Annotated in this window: 15 protein-coding genes and 1 riboswitch; of the genes, 6 read left to right on the top strand and 9 right to left on the bottom strand. The window is 61.7% G+C overall.

What is annotated here, in order from left to right:
* Positions 1 to 122: 122 nt before the first annotated feature.
* Both prmA and K7R21_RS16095 read left to right on the top strand, forming a co-directional pair.
* Entirely contained in the window at positions 123 to 1043 is a 921-nt protein-coding gene (prmA, locus tag K7R21_RS16100; protein ID WP_224984295.1) for a 50S ribosomal protein L11 methyltransferase, read from the top strand.
* Between the two features lie 2 nt (positions 1044 to 1045).
* On the top strand, positions 1046 to 1786 hold the full coding sequence (locus K7R21_RS16095) for a 16S rRNA (uracil(1498)-N(3))-methyltransferase (protein WP_224984294.1): 741 nt from the start codon (positions 1046 to 1048) through the stop codon (positions 1784 to 1786).
* Between the two features lie 24 nt (positions 1787 to 1810).
* On the opposite strand, the gene K7R21_RS16090 is transcribed toward K7R21_RS16095, so the two are convergent.
* The 9 genes from K7R21_RS16090 to K7R21_RS16050 form a co-directional block, all read right to left on the bottom strand.
* A complete protein-coding gene (locus K7R21_RS16090; RefSeq protein ID WP_224984293.1) occupies positions 1811 to 2137 on the bottom strand; it encodes a hypothetical protein in 327 nt (108 codons plus the stop codon).
* Between the two features lie 93 nt (positions 2138 to 2230).
* Positions 2231 to 2932: a DUF72 domain-containing protein gene (locus K7R21_RS16085; protein ID WP_224984292.1), complete on the bottom strand. Its 702-nt coding sequence runs from the start codon at positions 2930 to 2932 to the stop codon at positions 2231 to 2233.
* A gap of 161 nt (positions 2933 to 3093) precedes the next feature.
* Positions 3094 to 4227: a ribonuclease D gene (locus tag K7R21_RS16080; protein WP_224984291.1), complete on the bottom strand. Its 1134-nt coding sequence runs from the start codon at positions 4225 to 4227 to the stop codon at positions 3094 to 3096.
* Positions 4228 to 4381: 154 nt separating this feature from the next.
* A complete protein-coding gene (gene hisC / locus K7R21_RS16075; RefSeq protein WP_224984290.1) occupies positions 4382 to 5434 on the bottom strand; it encodes a histidinol-phosphate transaminase in 1053 nt (350 codons plus the stop codon).
* A 73-nt stretch (positions 5435 to 5507) separates the two neighbouring features.
* Positions 5508 to 6572, bottom strand: a complete 1065-nt coding sequence (mqnC, locus tag K7R21_RS16070) for a cyclic dehypoxanthinyl futalosine synthase (protein ID WP_224984289.1) — start codon at positions 6570 to 6572, stop codon at positions 5508 to 5510.
* A gap of 68 nt (positions 6573 to 6640) precedes the next feature.
* A complete protein-coding gene (gene mqnE, locus K7R21_RS16065) occupies positions 6641 to 7717 on the bottom strand; it encodes an aminofutalosine synthase MqnE (protein ID WP_224984288.1) in 1077 nt (358 codons plus the stop codon).
* Between the two features lie 90 nt (positions 7718 to 7807).
* The gene (locus K7R21_RS16060) at positions 7808 to 8410 is read right to left on the bottom strand and encodes a UbiX family flavin prenyltransferase (protein ID WP_224984287.1); all 603 of its coding nucleotides are present in this window, start codon (positions 8408 to 8410) and stop codon (positions 7808 to 7810) included.
* Complete coding sequence (locus K7R21_RS16055) at positions 8407 to 9276, bottom strand: 4-hydroxybenzoate octaprenyltransferase (RefSeq protein ID WP_224984286.1); 870 nt, start codon at positions 9274 to 9276, stop codon at positions 8407 to 8409. Before K7R21_RS16055 ends, K7R21_RS16060 begins: the two co-directional genes overlap by 4 nt.
* Positions 9277 to 9320: 44 nt before the next feature.
* Positions 9321 to 10667, bottom strand: a complete 1347-nt coding sequence (locus K7R21_RS16050) for a UbiD family decarboxylase (RefSeq protein ID WP_224984285.1) — start codon at positions 10665 to 10667, stop codon at positions 9321 to 9323.
* A gap of 359 nt (positions 10668 to 11026) precedes the next feature.
* Here K7R21_RS16050 and K7R21_RS16045 point away from each other — a divergent pair, with 359 nt between their 5' ends.
* From K7R21_RS16045 to K7R21_RS16030, 4 genes are all read left to right on the top strand, one after another.
* Positions 11027 to 11851: a hypothetical protein gene (locus K7R21_RS16045; protein ID WP_224984284.1), complete on the top strand. Its 825-nt coding sequence runs from the start codon at positions 11027 to 11029 to the stop codon at positions 11849 to 11851.
* A gap of 367 nt (positions 11852 to 12218) precedes the next feature.
* Positions 12219 to 12299, top strand: a riboswitch (cyclic di-GMP riboswitch).
* A gap of 206 nt (positions 12300 to 12505) precedes the next feature.
* Positions 12506 to 13003: a DUF11 domain-containing protein gene (locus K7R21_RS16040; protein WP_224984283.1), complete on the top strand. Its 498-nt coding sequence runs from the start codon at positions 12506 to 12508 to the stop codon at positions 13001 to 13003.
* A gap of 177 nt (positions 13004 to 13180) precedes the next feature.
* A complete protein-coding gene (locus K7R21_RS16035) occupies positions 13181 to 14644 on the top strand; it encodes a hypothetical protein (protein ID WP_224984282.1) in 1464 nt (487 codons plus the stop codon).
* A 61-nt stretch (positions 14645 to 14705) separates the two neighbouring features.
* Positions 14706 to 15965 (top strand): hypothetical protein, encoded by a 1260-nt coding sequence (locus K7R21_RS16030; protein ID WP_224984281.1) that lies wholly within the window; start codon positions 14706 to 14708, stop codon positions 15963 to 15965.
* The last annotated feature ends 3 nt before the right edge of the window (positions 15966 to 15968 follow it).

The raw sequence follows: 15968 nt of genomic DNA, 5'->3' as shown, positions 1-15968 counted from the left end.
AAATTTTAATTATAATTACGCCCCACTTTTTTTGGATGTCAAGGTTTTCATTGCCATTCCCTTTATTTCTCTGGTAGTTTAATCCGGCAATTCGCACCCCCCAAAGGAGACACAAACTCATTATGATTACAGACTGGGCGGAAATCGCCTGTGACGTCCCGGCCGAGATGGTCGACACATTAGCAGACTTCTTAGTGGAACTGACCGGCAACGGCGTCGGCGTTGACAACCTGCACCTGGACACCTTTTCCCTGGATACCCTCGAAGACACCAGCATCAAGACGGTGAAGGGGTACCTTCCCCTGGACGATTCCCTCGAGGATATGCGCATCAAGGTCGAGCAGTTCCTGGCCCAGCACGGCCCGGACTTCCCCGGCTTCGTCTATACCCCGCCCGTGGTCACCATCATCAAGAACGAAGACTGGGCCAACAACTGGAAGGTTCACTTCAAGCCGGTCCGTATCGGCAAGCGACTGGTCATCAAGCCGACCTGGGAAGAGTACCAGCCGGTCGAGGGGGACCTGGTGATCCAGATCGACCCCGGCATGGCCTTCGGCACCGGCGCCCACCCCACCACCAAGATGTGCCTGGAATCCCTGGAGCGGATTGCTGTTGCCACTGACGGCAGGAAGCTTCCCAACCCTGTCCTCGACGTCGGCACCGGCTCCGGCGTGCTCAGCATCGCCGCTGCGCTTCTCGGCGCGACCGAGATTACCGCGGTCGACATCGACCCCGAGGCGGTCCGGGTGACGCAGGAGAACCTGGAACTGAACGGCGTCGACAGCGTGGTCAAAGCCTCCACCACCGACCTGTCCCAGCTTCCCGGCGGCTATGCCGTCGTCGTGGCCAACATCCTCGCAGAAGAACTGGTGCGCCTCTCCGACCAGCTCACCTCGCGCGTAGCACCCGGCGGCTGGCTGATCCTCTCCGGCATCCTCACCGAGAAGGAGGAGTTTGTTCGCGCCGGGTTCCCCGCACTGGAGTTGGTGGAAAACCCGCGTGAGCTGGAGTGGTCCTGCCTCACCCTGAGGAAACCGCTCTAACCATGCGCAGCTTCTTCCTGGGCGACAACCCCGTCAGCGACGGGGAAGCCACCGTCACCGGCGAACTGTACCGGCACATGGCGCGCGTGCTGCGACTGAAACAGGGGACGGAGGTGGAGCTTGTCGACAATGACGGCAGGCGCCACAGCGGCGTCATCGAGGAAGTCGGGGCCAAGAGCCTCACCGTCCGCATCGCCGTTACCTCCGCCGCTCCCGCCCCCGAAACGGGTCTGCGCATTACCCTGTACCAGGGGCTCCCCAAGGGGGACAAGCTCGACCTGATCCTGCAAAAGTGCACGGAGCTTGGTATTGCGGAAGTGGTTACCTTTGACGGGGCGCGCTCAGTGGTCAAGCTGCGCGGCGAGAAGACGGCTGTCAAGCAGGCCCGTTTCGAGAAGATCGTGCAGGAGGCTGCACGCCAGTGCGGGCGCAACTCCGCACCGCAGGTGGCCATCGGAGGTAGTTTAAAGGAGGTGCTCCGCGACGCGCCGCAGACGGTGAAGCTGCTTTTGTGGGAAGGGGAAGAGAAGACAACCTTGCGGCAGTGCATGGAACGTTACAAGGCTCCGGAAAGCGTGGCCGTGGTGGTCGGGCCGGAGGGTGGGTTGAGCCCGGAAGAGGTGGCAGCCGCCTTAGCCTGCGGCTTTACGCCGGTGACACTGGGGAAGCGGATTCTGCGCACAGAGACAGCGGGATTGGCCCTGGTCTCGATACTGCAGTTCCATTGGGGAGACCTGGGGTGACGGCGAAAGCCGCACCCCTTTTTCCTACCTGAGCGCGATCACCAGTGCCACTATCGAGACCAGCAGCGACACTCCCGCCACCCCCATAAGCAGCTTCTCCCGCGTCAGTACTACCTTGAGTGTCTTGATGGTGAGCTGCAGGTGCCCCGAGGTCTCCAGAAGCGCCCGCTCCAGTTTGCGGTTCTCCTCTTCCAACTGGTGCAGCCTGGCCTCCATACTGCTGGGGGACCCCGCTCCCATGAGTTTTCCCTTGGCGCGGTTGGCCATGTCCATCACCATCGGGATGTTCTCCACCAACCTGCCCCAGGGGATCCTGGTTGCCGCGATCTTGGCTACGCTCCAGATGCTCATGGTGCCTCCTTTATAAATTCCCTAGCTGAAAAACCTAAAGCCCCCCCGCCCCCCCTTTCGCAAAGGGGAGAGCCTCAGGCCCAGGCCATCGAATTAATTCGAAACAAGCTCGACAAACCTGCGCGCGAAGAGTGGCCCTTTCGCCTCATCCTCGTGCTTGAAGAAGACGAAGGCTTCGCTCCACCCCCTGCCGCGCACCAGCTCCGCCCACTTCCTCAGTTCCTCCACCTGGTAATCGGGTCGCCTCAACCTGAGGTACCCCCAGGTGGCGGTCGCCACGGCCGGAATCTCCAGCTCTCCCTCGATGTCGGCAATGCAGAGCGCGGCATCATTGCGATGCAAGAGCGCGAACACCTCGTCATCAAGCCAGGAGCGATGGCGAAACTGCAGCGCTACGCGGCGCCCAGGCGGGATCAACGCCAACAAGTCATGCAGCAGGGGGAGATCCTTCTTGAGGCTGGGGGGAAGCTGGAACAGCACGGCGCCCAGGCGCCGCCCAAGGACCCCGGCCACATCGAAGAGGTAGGAGACTTGGTCGCTGACGTCACGCAGCCGGTTGATGTGGGTGATACGCTGCGGCGCCTTGAGCACGAACCTGAAGGTCTCCGGGACTTGGTCACGCCACCCCGCCAGCATGGAATCGCTGGGCATGCGGTGGAAGGTGTTATTGATTTCCACGCTGTTAAACTGCCCGCCGTAGTAGCGCAGCATATCCCGGGACGGCAGGCCGGCGGGGTAGAAGCTCCCTTTCCACTCGGTGTAGGAATAACCGCTGGTGCCTATGTACAGGATCATGGCGTGCCTCCGATCCGTCTCGACCACAGCATCATGTTATACAACAGGGGGCGTCCTGCACAAGGCATTCTAATGGAAATGCCGCCGGCTCGAAGCTCATAGGACGAAAAAAGGCGGGCTCCTCATAAGGAACCCGCCTATCGTACCGCTATGTGCCTCTATCAGGAGATCAGCGAAGCCAACTCGTCGCCGAACGCCTCGCGCTGCCAGCGCTTCAAGAGCGCGTCCTGCGAGGAACCCGGCTCGGCGAGCGCCTCCAGGAGCGTGTTGTTGGCGACCAGCCCCACGCCAAGACCGAGCTGGGCCGACTTTGCCTCGCGCCAGACCTTGAGCCGTTTCACCTTCTCGTCCTGGAGCCGGTCCAGCACCGGACGGCGGTTTTGCTGCGCCTGCGGCAGCTTGTCCTGCGGCAGGGCCAGACCGTTGGCGATCGCCTGCAGCAGCCCGCGTCCGAGCCGCTCAATCAGCTTCGACGACATGGTGTGGATGCCCACCAGCTCGAAGTTGCTCCTCGGCTGTTTCTCGGCGAGCTCACGCAACAGGTCGTTACTGAGGATCCGGAAGGGGGGGACATCGGCGATACGGGCCTTCTCGTCGCGGAACTTCAACAGTTCCTCGAGGACAGCCAACTCGCGCGGCTTCATCTTGTTGGCTCCCTTGAAGCGCAGACACATCAGCTCGCCTTCACGCGACGGCGATCTCACCCCCGCCACCAGCTCGGACTCCTCCTCAACCCAGGCCAGACGCCCTTTGGCCACCAGCTCCGCCTCAAGCTGACGGTACAGGTCGATCAGCAGGGAAGTGTCCTTCATTGCGTATTCCAGCATCTCCTGAGAGAAGGGACGCTTGCTCCAATCTGCCTTCTGGTAGCGCTTGTCCAGTTCCACGCCGAAACGCTTCTTCAAAAGAGCGGCGAGGCCGAACTCGCTCTCGCCCAAAAACTGACTGGCGATCATGGTGTCGAAAAGGTTGACCACCTCGATGCCGAAGTCGCGGTACAGCGAACGCATGTCGTAGTCCGCGCCGTGAAAGATCTTCTTGATGGCCGGATTGGCGAAGATCGGCGCCAAGGCACGGACGTCGATCGGGGCCAGCGGATCGATCAGGCGGGTCTCCGACAGGGAGGAAACCTGGATCAGGCAGACTTTCTCGGTGTAGTGGTGCAGCGAGTCGGCCTCCAGGTCGAAGGCAAGCACCGACTCCTTCGAGAGCCGCTCTACGAGTTCATCCAGGGTCTTTTGGTCAGTGACGAGGTGTGCCGCTGCGGGATTTGTTGCTTTGTTCTTGTTCTGCAAATGGTTCCGTCCGTTTCTGCATCTATATATGCTTGCGAGATTTTTGGCCTTTGGCGACCGGCTCTGGTCACGGCGACTGTGCCAGCCGGAAAGATTACAACTTTTTCACTTCCTGTACAAGTCCAGGATGCGCTATTCCGGGAAAAATTGTCGTTTACCGTCCTGGGCCGATCTCGATCAGCGCCTGGATCGTGCGCTCCATCTCCTCTTTGGTGCCGATAGTGATGCGCAGGCCGTGACTCAGCTTGGGGTCGGTGAAGTGGCGCACCAGGATCTTGCGGTCGTACAGCCCCTGGTAGATCCGGGTGCCGTCACGGTCCGGCGGGCTGGCAAAGACGTAGTTGCCACTGGAAGGGATGACATGGTAGCCGATCTTCTGCAGCTCGTCGGTGAACCAGGCGCGGGTTTCCTTGATCTTGGCGACGCAGTCGAGGAAATAGGCCTGGTCATGGAGTGCGGCGGTGGCGGCTGCCTGCGCCAGGCGATCCAGGTTGTAGTGGTCGCGGATCTTGTTCAGGGCAGCGATCACTTCCGGGCGCGCGATGGCGAGGCCGAGCCTCATACCAGCCAGGGAGTAGCTTTTGGAGAAGGTGCGGGTGACCACGACGTTGTCGAGGGAACGCACCAGTTCCAGCGAATTCTCTTCCGCGAAGTCCACGTAGGCTTCGTCCACCACCAGCATGCCGGTAATGCGGCCGGCCAGGTCAGCGATGTAGTTCTGGCTGTAGGTGAACCCCAGCGGGGCGTTCGGGTTGGTGAGAAAGAAGAGCTTGCCGTCGTAGCGCTCCGGAATCCCCTCCGGCTCGAAGGCCTCGGTGAGGCCGAAGGTGCGCACCTTGGCCCCCTGCACTTCGGCCAGCGTGCCGTAGTAGGAGTACGAGGGATGGATATAGGCGATCTCCTCGCCCTCGCCGGCAAAGGCGCGGATCAGATTGTTGAGCACCTCGTCCGAGCCGTTGGCCATGATGATCCAGGAGGGGTCGAAGCCATATAGCTTGCCGGCCTCCTCGCGCGCCAGGCGGCTGGCGGCGTCGGGATAGCGGCGCAGTCCCTCGCCGACTTCCTTGGCGATGGCGTCGATCACCTGCGGGGAAGGCGGGTACGGATTCTCGTTGGTGTTCAGCTTGATGTAAGAGGCTACGTCGAGAGGCTGGAAGCCCGGGACGTAGCCAGCCATCTGTGCGATGTTTTGCCGTAAGGCAATCATGGCAACTCCTTTGCTGGCAGATTGGATCTGTGACTATAACCGCAATTCAATGAGAAAGTCAAAGCCCGAGGCTCTAATACCGCTCCAGTTCCCTGTAGAGAGTAGTACGGCGGACCGGAGTGAAGCCGGCACCCTTAATGAGGTCGATCATCTGCTGCTGCGACATGCGGAAGCGGCACCCCGCCGCGGCCACCACGTTTTCTTCCAGCATCGTGCCGCCGACATCGTTGGCGCCGAAGAAGAGTGCGACCTGGGCCATCTTCGCCCCTTGGGTCACCCAACTCGCCTGGATGTTGGGGATGTTCCTGAGTACGATGCGGGACAGGGCCAGGACCTTGAGGTATTCCACTCCGCTGGCGGTCTCGCCGCCAAGTTCGGTGTTGCCGGGCTGGTAGGTCCAGGGGATGAAGGCGGTGAAACTGCCTCCCTGCGCCTGCAGCTCGCGCACACGGAACAGGTGCTCGACCACATCCTCGACACGCTCCTTGCTGCCGAACATCATGGTCGCGGTGGTGGGCATGCCGAGCTTCGCCGCCTCGCGCATGACCTCCGCCCATCCTTGCCAGCCGATCTTCTTCGGGGAGATCTCGGCGCGCACACTATCCACCAGGATCTCCGCCCCGCCGCCCGGGACCGAATCTAGCCCCGCCTCCTTGAGTCGTTTCAAGGTCTCCGGAATGGAGAGGCCCGAGAGCTTGGCGGTATGGGTGATCTCGGCCGGAGACAGGGAATGGTTCTGGACGCCGGGGAAGCGTCGCTTGATCTCGCGGAACAAGGTCTCGAAGTAGGTGATATCGAGCGAGGGGTGCAGCCCTCCCTGCATCAGGAGCTGCGTCCCTCCCTGGTCCACCAGCTCCTGGATCTTGGCCATGATGGTCTCGGAGTCCAGGAGGTAGGCGTCCTCGGCCCCGGGGTTGCGGTAGAACGCGCAGAACTTGCACTGGGACTCGCAGACGTTGGTGTAGTTGACGTTGCGATCCACCACGAAGCTGACGCAGTTGTCGGGGTGCATGCTGCGGCGAATGGAGTCGGCGATGCGCCCTATGGCGAGGAGGTCCCCCTCGTTGAGGCACCAGAGGGCCTCTTCGAAGGTTATGTCTGCGCCGGCGGCGACTTTATCGGTGATGGTGTTGAGCATGGTGGTCGAACCTGCAGCTTTCTTTGGCTAAAGAGCAACGGGGTGTGGACCCGGTAAACGGGCAGAATTTAATATGCGCGGAGCTCGCGGTAGAGGGTGTCACGCTCGACCGGGATGCGACCTGCTTTGCGGATCATGGCGACGATGCCGTCACGGCTCATGGCCTGCGGCGTGTCGGCGCCGGCCTCGTGACCGATACGCTCCTCCACGACGGTACCGTCGAGGTCGTTGACACCGAAACAGAGCGAGACCTGGGCGATCTTCTCGCCCAACATTACCCAGTACGCCTTCACGTTGGCGAAGTTGTCCAGGTAGATGCGGCCGACGGCCAGGGTGCGCAGGTCGTCGACGCCGCTTGTTCCGCTGCCGCCGATCTTCAACTGGGAATGCTCGGGCTGGAAGGCGAGCGGGATGAAGACCTGGAAGCCGCCGGTCCTGTCCTGCAACTCGCGTAACTGGCGCATGTGGTCGACCCGGTCCTCGACGCTCTCCAGGTGGCCGTAGAGCATGGTGGCGTTGGACTTCAACCCGGCGCCGTGCACCTGCTCCATGATGGCGAGCCACTGCGCGCCGCTGATCTTCTCGGGGCAGAGCTGGTTGCGGATCTCCGGCGCGAAGATTTCGGCACCTCCGCCCGGTAGCGAGCCAAGCCCTGCTTCCTTGAGCTTCTCCAGGGTCTCCGGGATGGAGAGCTTGGCGAGATCGGCCAGGTAGGCGATCTCAACAGCGGTAAAGGCCTTAACGTGCAGCTCCGGAGAAACCAACTTGATGGTGCCCAGCAATTCCAGGTAGAACTCGAAGGGGAGATCGGGGTGCAGGCCGCCGACCACGTGGATCTCCGTGGCGCCCTGCTGCAGCGCCTCCTCGGCGCGGGCACGCACCTCGTCCAGCGACATCAGGTAAGCGCCGTCCTCGCCGGCCCTGCGGAAAAAGGCGCAGAAGCGGCAGCGGTTGACGCAGATGTTGGTGTGGTTGATATGGCGGTTGACGTTGAAGAAGACCTTGCGGCCGTTGCGCCGCTCGTTCACCGCTTGGGCCAGTTCGCCCAACTCGAGGAGGTTCGGGTGCCGAAACAGCAGGAGCGCCTCGGCTTCGTCGATGCGGGCACCGCTGTGAACTTTCTCCGCTATTGTTGCAAAAGTCATTACTGCTTCTTTCCTTTCTTGTCGGACGTCTGACCAGTCGGACTGGTCGGACCGGTCGGAATGGTCTGACTGTCGATGGACCGGCGGGTTTTACTCGCCGCCCCAGCGGCGGAACAGGGAGTGCTCCACCTGCACACTGTCCAGCACCTTACCGACCACGAAGTCCACCAGGTCCTCCATGCTCTGCGGCTGGTGGTAGAAACCGGGCATGGCCGGCACCATCCGCACTCCCAGCCGGGACAGCTTCAGCATGTGCTCCAGGTGGATGGCGTTGAGCGGTGTCTCGCGCGGCACCAGCACCAAGGTGCGCGCCTCCTTGAGCATCACGTCCGCGGCCCGCTCCAGGAGGTTGCCGGCATTGCCGCAACTGATGCGGGACAGGGTCCCCATGGAACAGGGCACCACCAGCATGGCATCGGGTGCCGACGACCCGCTGGCGATGGGAGCGAAAAGATCGTCACAGGCGTAATAACGAAGGTCACCGCTACCTACCTTCTGTTGCAACTGCTCCTGCACCACCTGCGCCGCGCCACCCCACTCCAGGCCGCACTCTTCACGAAGCACCGCAAAACCGGCATCGCTGATCAGCACGCTGACCCGCGCTCCCGAGCGCAGCAGTTCCTCAATCACCCGCAGACCGTAGATGCTGCCGGAGGCCCCGGTTATGGCGACGACGAAATGGCGCTGCTTCACATCGCCCCCGCTGTCAGGGTATCCAGCAGCGTGGCGAAGAAGAGGGTCACGCTGATGTAACCGTTCATGTTGAAGAAGGCGGCATCAAGGGCATCGAGATTGCCGCCACGCAGCAAGTGGTGCTCGTAAAGCAGCATTGCGCAGGTGGCAACCAAGCCGGCCAGGAAGAAGGTGCCAAGCCCCAGGTAAAGATAGAGGGCCAGCAGGAACAGGCAGGAAACGAGGTGAAAGATACGCGAGGTCCAGAGTGAACCATTCAGGCCAAGCCTGGCGGGTATCGAGTGCAGCCCGCTCTGCCGATCAAACTCCATGTCCTGCAGGGCGTAGAGGATGTCGAAGCCGGCCACCCAGAACAACACTGCAAAGGCCAGCAGGAAAGCGGGAAGGTCGGCGGTGCCACGGATGGCGATCCACGCCCCCAGCGGAGCCCCGGCGAGACAAATCCCGAGCACCACGTGCGCCAGCGCGGTAAAGCGCTTACAGTAGGAATAAAGGAGGATGAAGCCGAGCGCCACCGGGGACAGGTAGAGGCACAACGGGTTCAGCATCTGCGCGGCAAAGAGCATGAGCAGCACGGACAGCACGATGAAAACGATCACCGAACCGCGCCCGAGCAGCCCAGCCGGGATCGCGCGCCCCGCGGTGCGCGGATTACGTCCGTCGATGTCGGCGTCGATGACGCGGTTCAGCCCCATGGCCGCTGTACGCGCCCCCACCATGGCGAGCACGATCCACCCGGCCTGCGCCAGCGTGGGGAGCCCCTTGGCTGCCAACAACGCGCCGGTGAAGGCGAAGGGAAGCGCAAAAATCGTGTGGCTGAACTTTATCATCTCCAGGAATACCTTGATCCTGGCGTACATTGACATTTCGACTCCAGCGTGACTGCTCATGAGTTCCTTTCTATCCTTGCTCAGAGAAAGCCGTACTCCCGCCATCTCCGCTTAACCTGGGCACTAACCGATGTATCCGGTTGTAAAAATTGCTTCCGCTCCCCACCTTCTTCCGGGAGTTTCCCTGTGGCATCGACCCCGAGGCAGCCATCCGGCGTCACAACCAAGTCGGCGGGGAAACGGACCGCGTTCAGCGCCTGCCACCCCCCCTGCGCCAGAGTCAGTTCTTCCCCGGTGCTATCCACGACCACCAGCAGCTTGCCCCGTTTCAGCCATCCGCCGCTACGCAAGCACTCCAACACCCGCCGCCCCTGCCCCGGCGTCTGCTTCGCGATGGAAATGATAGCGCACCCGTGAAAGATCCCCTCCAGCGGCATGACCAGGTCGACGATCTCCGGGCATTGCCGGCGCAGCAGTGGCAGCAGCAGCCGCTCGGCCGCCTTGGCCATGTAGCAGTCTTCCATGGGCGGAGGTCCAACCACGGTCGCCTGGCAGATGGGATCTTTCCTGCGGGTGAAGCAGGTGACCCGCAAAAGCGGCACCTCTTCACCCGCTTCGTAGCTCCCGGTGTGGTTACCGAAAGCCCCCTCGCTGCGCGTGGCACCAGGCTCGATCACCCCTTCGATAACCAGTTCCGCATCGGCCGGAACCAGCAGCTCCGATTCAAGCGCGGATGCCATGGCGATCGGCGCACCGTGCAGGTAACCGGCGAAGGCAACCTCGTCCACCGACTCCGGCAAGGGGAGCATGGCTGCCAGCGTCAACGTAGGTGCAGCGCCGACGGCGATCGCCACCGGCATCGGCAGGTCTGCCGCCAGGTATTTCTCGTGATGCTTGAAACCGCCGCTGCCGGGCTTCCAGCGAATCCCTACACAGCCGTCGTCGAAGATCCGGACCCGGTACATGCCGCAGTTGCCGAGACCGGTCTCCGGATCACGGGTGAACACCAAGGGGAGCGTGATGAAGCGCCCGCCGTCACCCGGCCAGCTCTTCAGGAAAGGGTATCGTCCCAGGTCCGGAAGCCGCTCGATCACCTCCTGGCAGGCTGCCTGGCGCACCAAGGTCGGCGGCGGCGCACTCGCAGGCGCAGCGAGCAGCTGTTCCATCTTGCCCGTCAGCAGGGAAAGGTGTTCAACCTGTAGCGCAAGCGCCATGCGGGAAGGGGAGCCGAAGAGGTTGGTTGCCACAGGGTAGGAACTTCCCTTGACGTGTTGGAAGAGAAGGGCCTTGCCACCACCGGGGAGCTTGCTGTGCCGGTCGGTGATGCAGGCGATTTCCAGTTCGGAATCAACCTCGGCATCCACCCGATGCAGCTCACCTGCGGCGTCCAGCACGGCGAGAAAGTCTCGTAAGTCCCTGATGGCCATGCACACTCCGCAAATAACCTGAAGTGAAAGTTTTTAACACTTCCACCAGGCGATGACAACGTTTTTCTTCCCCTCCTGACTTCCCCTGACCAGGACGTTAGCCCCCTCACTGTACGTCACGACCACTCATGAAAGAGGAGCCGTATTGATCGTGGCGGCCGCCAGTTCAGGTTAAGCACAGCAAAGGTTAAAAGTGTGCAAACCCTGAACAGCAAATTCTTGAAAATCCCCTGCGAAATTCCTGCAGTAGAGATGAATTTGTGCCGATAAGTGAACTACATACGGTTAATTTTCACATTAACTTTTTCTGGCACCTTCCATGAAACAGAGGTTGTAACCAAGAAAAAAAGGGGGCTTCCATGAACAGCACGACACCAATAAAGAACAACAAGGGAAATGGCTCCCGCCCCCCCCTGATAGCTACGGCGGCACTTGGCTTGGCACTCCTCCTACTCGCGGCGTGCGGTGGGGGTGGCGGCGGGACCAACCCGACCGGCATCAACGCCAGCAATGCCCCCGTGGCCAGCAATTCCTACACGGTGACCAGCGACCAATACGGTTTGGAAAAGGCAACCTACCTATCCTCGAGCGTTTCCAATCTCGGTATCGTCTTCCGGGCTGCCATCGCCACGAGCCTCAACGATCCTGACTACAAGACCATTGCGAGGATCGACCTCGCGCCGGGAGCCTCCATCTCGACCCAGGCCACCTATTCCCTCGGCAATGCCAGCGGCACCCCCTTCCCGGGCAGCCTGTACTTCCTGAACGGGCACCCGTCGTCCTTGTTGCGCATCGTCGGTGGAACCATCAGCTTCACGCGCTACGGCGGCAGTTCCGGCGACCGCATCAGCGGTTCCTACAGCGCCATCGTTGAAGACGACAATGACCCCGCCAAACCTACGTACACCGTCTCAGCCGGCTTCGATTTCGTGGTCGGTAGTTACGGCGCCGTTCTCCCCGCACCGGGATCGCTGGCCCTGGCGGCACAACCCGTCTACCAGACACAGTGTGCCTCCTGCCACTCCCTGGGCAGCTTCGACACCACTGCCGCCGGAGCTCCTGACCTCGCCCTGAAGGGGGGTGAGGTTCCGGCGAAGTACTCAGCGGGGCAACCGGGCCACCAGGGCATCACTGTCAGCGCCGCCGAAATCTCTGCGCTCCAGGTGCTCTGCAACACCCACTGAACCGCATTACCCTGGACAGCCGGCGCTGAACGATCGCCGGCTGTCCGCACCCTCTCCCCCGCTCGCCCTCTCTTCATTAGCAGCCCCGCCCTTCTTCTGTCCGCCGCCGTTCCCGCCTTAAGCCTTGCCAGGAGCCCCTCCGCGTTTATGGTCCCGTCAAGGTAAGGATGCTTTGGGTCGTTGCACGCGGCCGCGTTCTCATTGGAAAAAAAACTTTATATTTTTCACGCAATTTGGTATTGTTGCGCCGTTTTGTAGGACATAAGCTGGCAGCAGTGTAAGCGCTGCTGTCAAGATCTCGGAATCATTAACTAACAGCCCCAAACAGGAGCCCTATGATGCACTGACCCTGAACCGTCCATACCTACTCCGATAACGGCAAACCCGGAGCAATCCGGCGACGCAAAGCCACGGGTCCCTCCAACAAGGGGACAGCCGGGTTACCGAAGAGCATCTGGAGTCAGGGCCGGGGGAGGACCAATGCGTCCTCGCTGCGGCAAGATAATGCCCGTCTCCTTGTACATGCAGACGGGCATTTTTGTATCCATACATCTAAACCGCCTAAGTAGGCGTATCAGCTGGTCTTATAGTGTCAACACAACAGTTTTAGTCTTGTAACCAACCGCGCACCAGCAGCGCAACAAGGAGAAAAAGATGAAGAGAAACAAGAGTTTAATTGCAGCAACCATTGCCCTCGCCGTGGCAGCCATGCCGCTTGCCGCCTGGGCACAGCCCAAGGTCTCCATTTCGATCAAGGCTGAGAAAGAGGTGAATGTCACCGCCAAAGGAAAGCAGGTGAAGAAGCGGATCGCCGCCAAAGGTGTGCAGCCTGGCGACGAGATCATCTACACCTTGAACTACATGAACTCCGGGACCGAAGCCGCCAAAGACGTCGTCATCAGCGATCCGATACCCGCCGGCACCGCCTATATCCCCGGCAGCGCCAGTGACACCGCCGACTTGACCTTCTCCATCGACAAAGGGAAGAGCTTCAAGAAGCCGACCCTGCTGACCTACGAACTGAAAGGGAGCACCGGAAAGATGGAGAAGAAGGTGGCGGCTCCCGAGGAATACACCGATATACGCTGGACCATCCCGCAGGTGCCGGCCGGCGGCAAAGGCTCGGTCAGCTTCAAGGTAAAGGTGAAATAGCCAGTACATACACGAAGACAACTTACAAGATGAAAAAACAAGGAGCGCTTATGACCCAAAATTAAGAAGGAACCTTACCGACAGTATCAGCAGCACATGTAGAAGCAGTACAGGCAGGACCGGAAACACCATTGCTATTTTTTATTTGAATTGATGCATCACAAAAAAGGAGATCCTATGAAGCGCAACCTCTTCGCCGCCCTGGCCGTCGCTGCCATGGCGGCCGCCGGCGTGCCGGCAACAGCCAGCGCCAGCACCACCGCCGGCACCACCATCCTCAACGTTGTTACAGTGGACTACAAAGACGCCAGCAACACCACCTCGTTTAGCGCGGCCTTCTCCACCACGGTCACCGTAAACCTGGTCAAGGCGGGCCTGAACGTCTCCACCCCGCCCAGCAGCGCTAACTACACCCCTGCGTTCGCCTGCGCGGCCCTCGGCAGCTATGCCTCCGGTGGCACCTTCAGCGCTCTCTATGCCCTGACTGCGACTGCCAACGGCCAGGACACCTACAAGGTGTCCATCTCCAACGCCCCGCACAACGCAAGCACCAGCAGCGCAACCTACACCGTCCTGAAAGCTGACGGCACCGTCCAGGCATCCGCCACCTCAGCGGCAAGCGACCTCATGTTGAACAGCGCCATCGTTGTCGGCACCTCGGGCACCGACACCCTGCTCTTCCCGGGCGGCTCGCTGAAAGCCGCGGCGGACGGGGGCTTCGTCGCCGGCGACATCGTGGTCGTCGACTACGGCACGACCAAGACTGCTTACCTGGTGAAGGCAGTAACCCTCGGCCATGCCGCGGGATACTCCGTGAACGGTCCCGTCGCCAGCACCACGACCGGCAACAAGACCGACGAGCTGCGCGACCAGATCCAGGTCGAGGCATACACCAACGTGAACGGCATCGGTGACGGCGGCGCTGCTCCCGCCTTCAACACCGCCGCTCCCGCCGTCGGTACCGTGGTCGGCGAAATGGCCATCGTAAAAATTGACGTCAGCGCCATCTCCAGCGTCAAGGACAGCGACGCCACCGTCGACTACAAGCTCACCGTAACCGACAGCTCCGGTAACAACGCCCAGTACGTCGGCAGCGCCGGCGCAAGCTGCACCGCAGGCAACTTCCTCGCCACCAAACTGGAAATCCTGAAGCAGGTGAGGAACTTCACCGACAATGGCAGCTTCAGTGCCACCGCCACCAGCGACCCGGGCAAGGTGCTCGAGTACCAGGTCATGGTCACCAACAACGGCGGGCAGGCTACCGCCGCAGCGGTGCTCGACAGCATCCCCTCCTACACCAAGCTCGTGGTCTACAAGGACGGCTACGGCGTTGGCGACGACACTGTGACTACCGGCTACTTCGCCCAGATCTCCGACGGTGTCAACACCGTCAACCTGACCACCGACGGTACCGGTGAAACCCAGCCGTCAACACCGGCACCGAGCGTCGGCTTTGGCAAGGCGGCCGGCGTCACCGCTGGGCTTCCGCTCAACTTCTACCTCGGTCAAGGCTCCAACGCCTCGGCAGGCGGCACAGTGCCTTCGTGCAGCGACAGCACGAAGAACACTCAGGCCCTCTGCGTGGCACCGCTGACCTGGAACCGCACCTACACCATTAAGTACCGCGTGAAGGTGGACTAAACCCGCATCGGCTCTCCGGCGTCGAAGCGGTGCCGGAGAGCCGACCTAGGAGGTAGATGTGTTGAGAACTGCAACAAAATCGCTGCTAGCGCTTGCGCTGGCGGCTCCGGCGGTGTTGTGCGCCCAGGTTTCCTTTGCCAGCACGGCCGCCAATACCGCCATCGTGAACCGCGCCGTGCTTTCCTACAACGGCGGCCTCACCGCCGAAAGCTCGGTCACGGTCAAGGTTGACTTGGTGCCGGCGCTCCCCAACGTGACCATCACCAGGGGCGACGCCGCTTACCAGGGACCGGATACCCCCGGCATCGCCGATACCGTCACCATAACCTCATCCGCCAACGGCCCGGCCACCTACACGGTGACCCCGTCGGTGACCGCTGCCAGCAACAGCACCGGCGCCAGCGTGACCGGCGGCACCAGCGTCGTGCTTGGCGCCACCATCACCGCCGGCACCGGCAGCACCACCTCGATCGTGGTACCGGCGCCCATCGGCGGCGGTGTTAGCGCCGACTCGGAGGTGAACGGCATCGCGGTGAACGACATCATCGTCTTCACGGTGAACAGCCACACCTACACCCCCAAGGTCACCTCGACCCAGTACAGCGCGAGCACCAACACCTTCACCATTTACTGGGCCAACTCCGAGGCGATCCAGGCCGGCGACATTCTCGGCGCCGGTGTCCAGGTCGGCGAGCGCCAGCAGGTGAACCTGACCGCCAAGCCGGGCACCATCACCACCCTCGGCATGGATCTCACCACCACGGTCAAGGTCGACGTTACCGCGCCGAACTTCCCGGCCGGCACCGCCACCACCGCACCGGCCAACAAGTGGACGTCCACCCCGCCCACTATCACCTTCCAGAAGTACTCCAGGAACGTGACCGTCCCGGTGGCGGGAACCGGGACAGCCCACTACAACACCTCCGTCGAGGGCAACACCGGCGCGGGCTCCCTCCCCTATTACACGGGAGGGGTGACCGGCAAGCCGGGCGACACCATCGAGTACGTCGTCGAGGCATCGAACAGTGGCGCCAGCGCCTTCGACCTCACCGCGTGCGCGGTTTCGGACTACGTGCCGACCAGCTACGTCACCGATCCGATCCCTGCCTACACCGGCTCCAGGCCGGTCTTCTACATCGACACCAACGGCGTCACCTCGACCATCGCGGCCGGGGCTGTCGGCGCCAACCAGGCAAGCTACGTGGCGGGGAACTCTCCGAACCTCGTGGTCAACGTCGGTGTCAACGCCAACGCCACCACCCCCGGCACCATCCCGATCGGCAAGGGTGTAACCATCGCCTACCAGGTGAAGATCAAGTAGGGA

This window comes from Geomonas agri, assembly GCF_020179605.1.
In the GTDB taxonomy this organism is placed as follows: Bacteria; Desulfobacterota; Desulfuromonadia; order Geobacterales; family Geobacteraceae; genus Geomonas; species Geomonas agri.
Note: the sequence above shows the minus strand (reverse complement) of the source record. Positions and strands in the feature narration are given on the sequence as shown.

Bases quoted from the DNA above. Each gene is read 5' to 3' on its own strand.
- prmA (WP_224984295.1), top strand. From the start codon at position 123: ATGATTACAGACTGGGCGGAAATCGCCTGTGACGTCCCGGCCGAGATG.
- K7R21_RS16095 (WP_224984294.1), top strand. From the start codon at position 1,046: ATGCGCAGCTTCTTCCTGGGCGACAACCCCGTCAGCGACGGGGAAGCC.
- K7R21_RS16090 (WP_224984293.1), bottom strand. From the start codon at position 2,137: ATGAGCATCTGGAGCGTAGCCAAGATCGCGGCAACCAGGATCCCCTGG.
- K7R21_RS16085 (WP_224984292.1), bottom strand. From the start codon at position 2,932: ATGATCCTGTACATAGGCACCAGCGGTTATTCCTACACCGAGTGGAAA.
- hisC (WP_224984290.1), bottom strand. From the start codon at position 5,434: ATGATTGCCTTACGGCAAAACATCGCACAGATGGCTGGCTACGTCCCG.
- mqnC (WP_224984289.1), bottom strand. From the start codon at position 6,572: ATGCTCAACACCATCACCGATAAAGTCGCCGCCGGCGCAGACATAACC.
- mqnE (WP_224984288.1), bottom strand. From the start codon at position 7,717: ATGACTTTTGCAACAATAGCGGAGAAAGTTCACAGCGGTGCCCGCATC.
- K7R21_RS16055 (WP_224984286.1), bottom strand. From the start codon at position 9,276: ATGTCAATGTACGCCAGGATCAAGGTATTCCTGGAGATGATAAAGTTC.
- K7R21_RS16050 (WP_224984285.1), bottom strand. From the start codon at position 10,667: ATGGCCATCAGGGACTTACGAGACTTTCTCGCCGTGCTGGACGCCGCA.
- K7R21_RS16045 (WP_224984284.1), top strand. From the start codon at position 11,027: ATGAACAGCACGACACCAATAAAGAACAACAAGGGAAATGGCTCCCGC.
- K7R21_RS16040 (WP_224984283.1), top strand. From the start codon at position 12,506: ATGAAGAGAAACAAGAGTTTAATTGCAGCAACCATTGCCCTCGCCGTG.
- K7R21_RS16035 (WP_224984282.1), top strand. From the start codon at position 13,181: ATGAAGCGCAACCTCTTCGCCGCCCTGGCCGTCGCTGCCATGGCGGCC.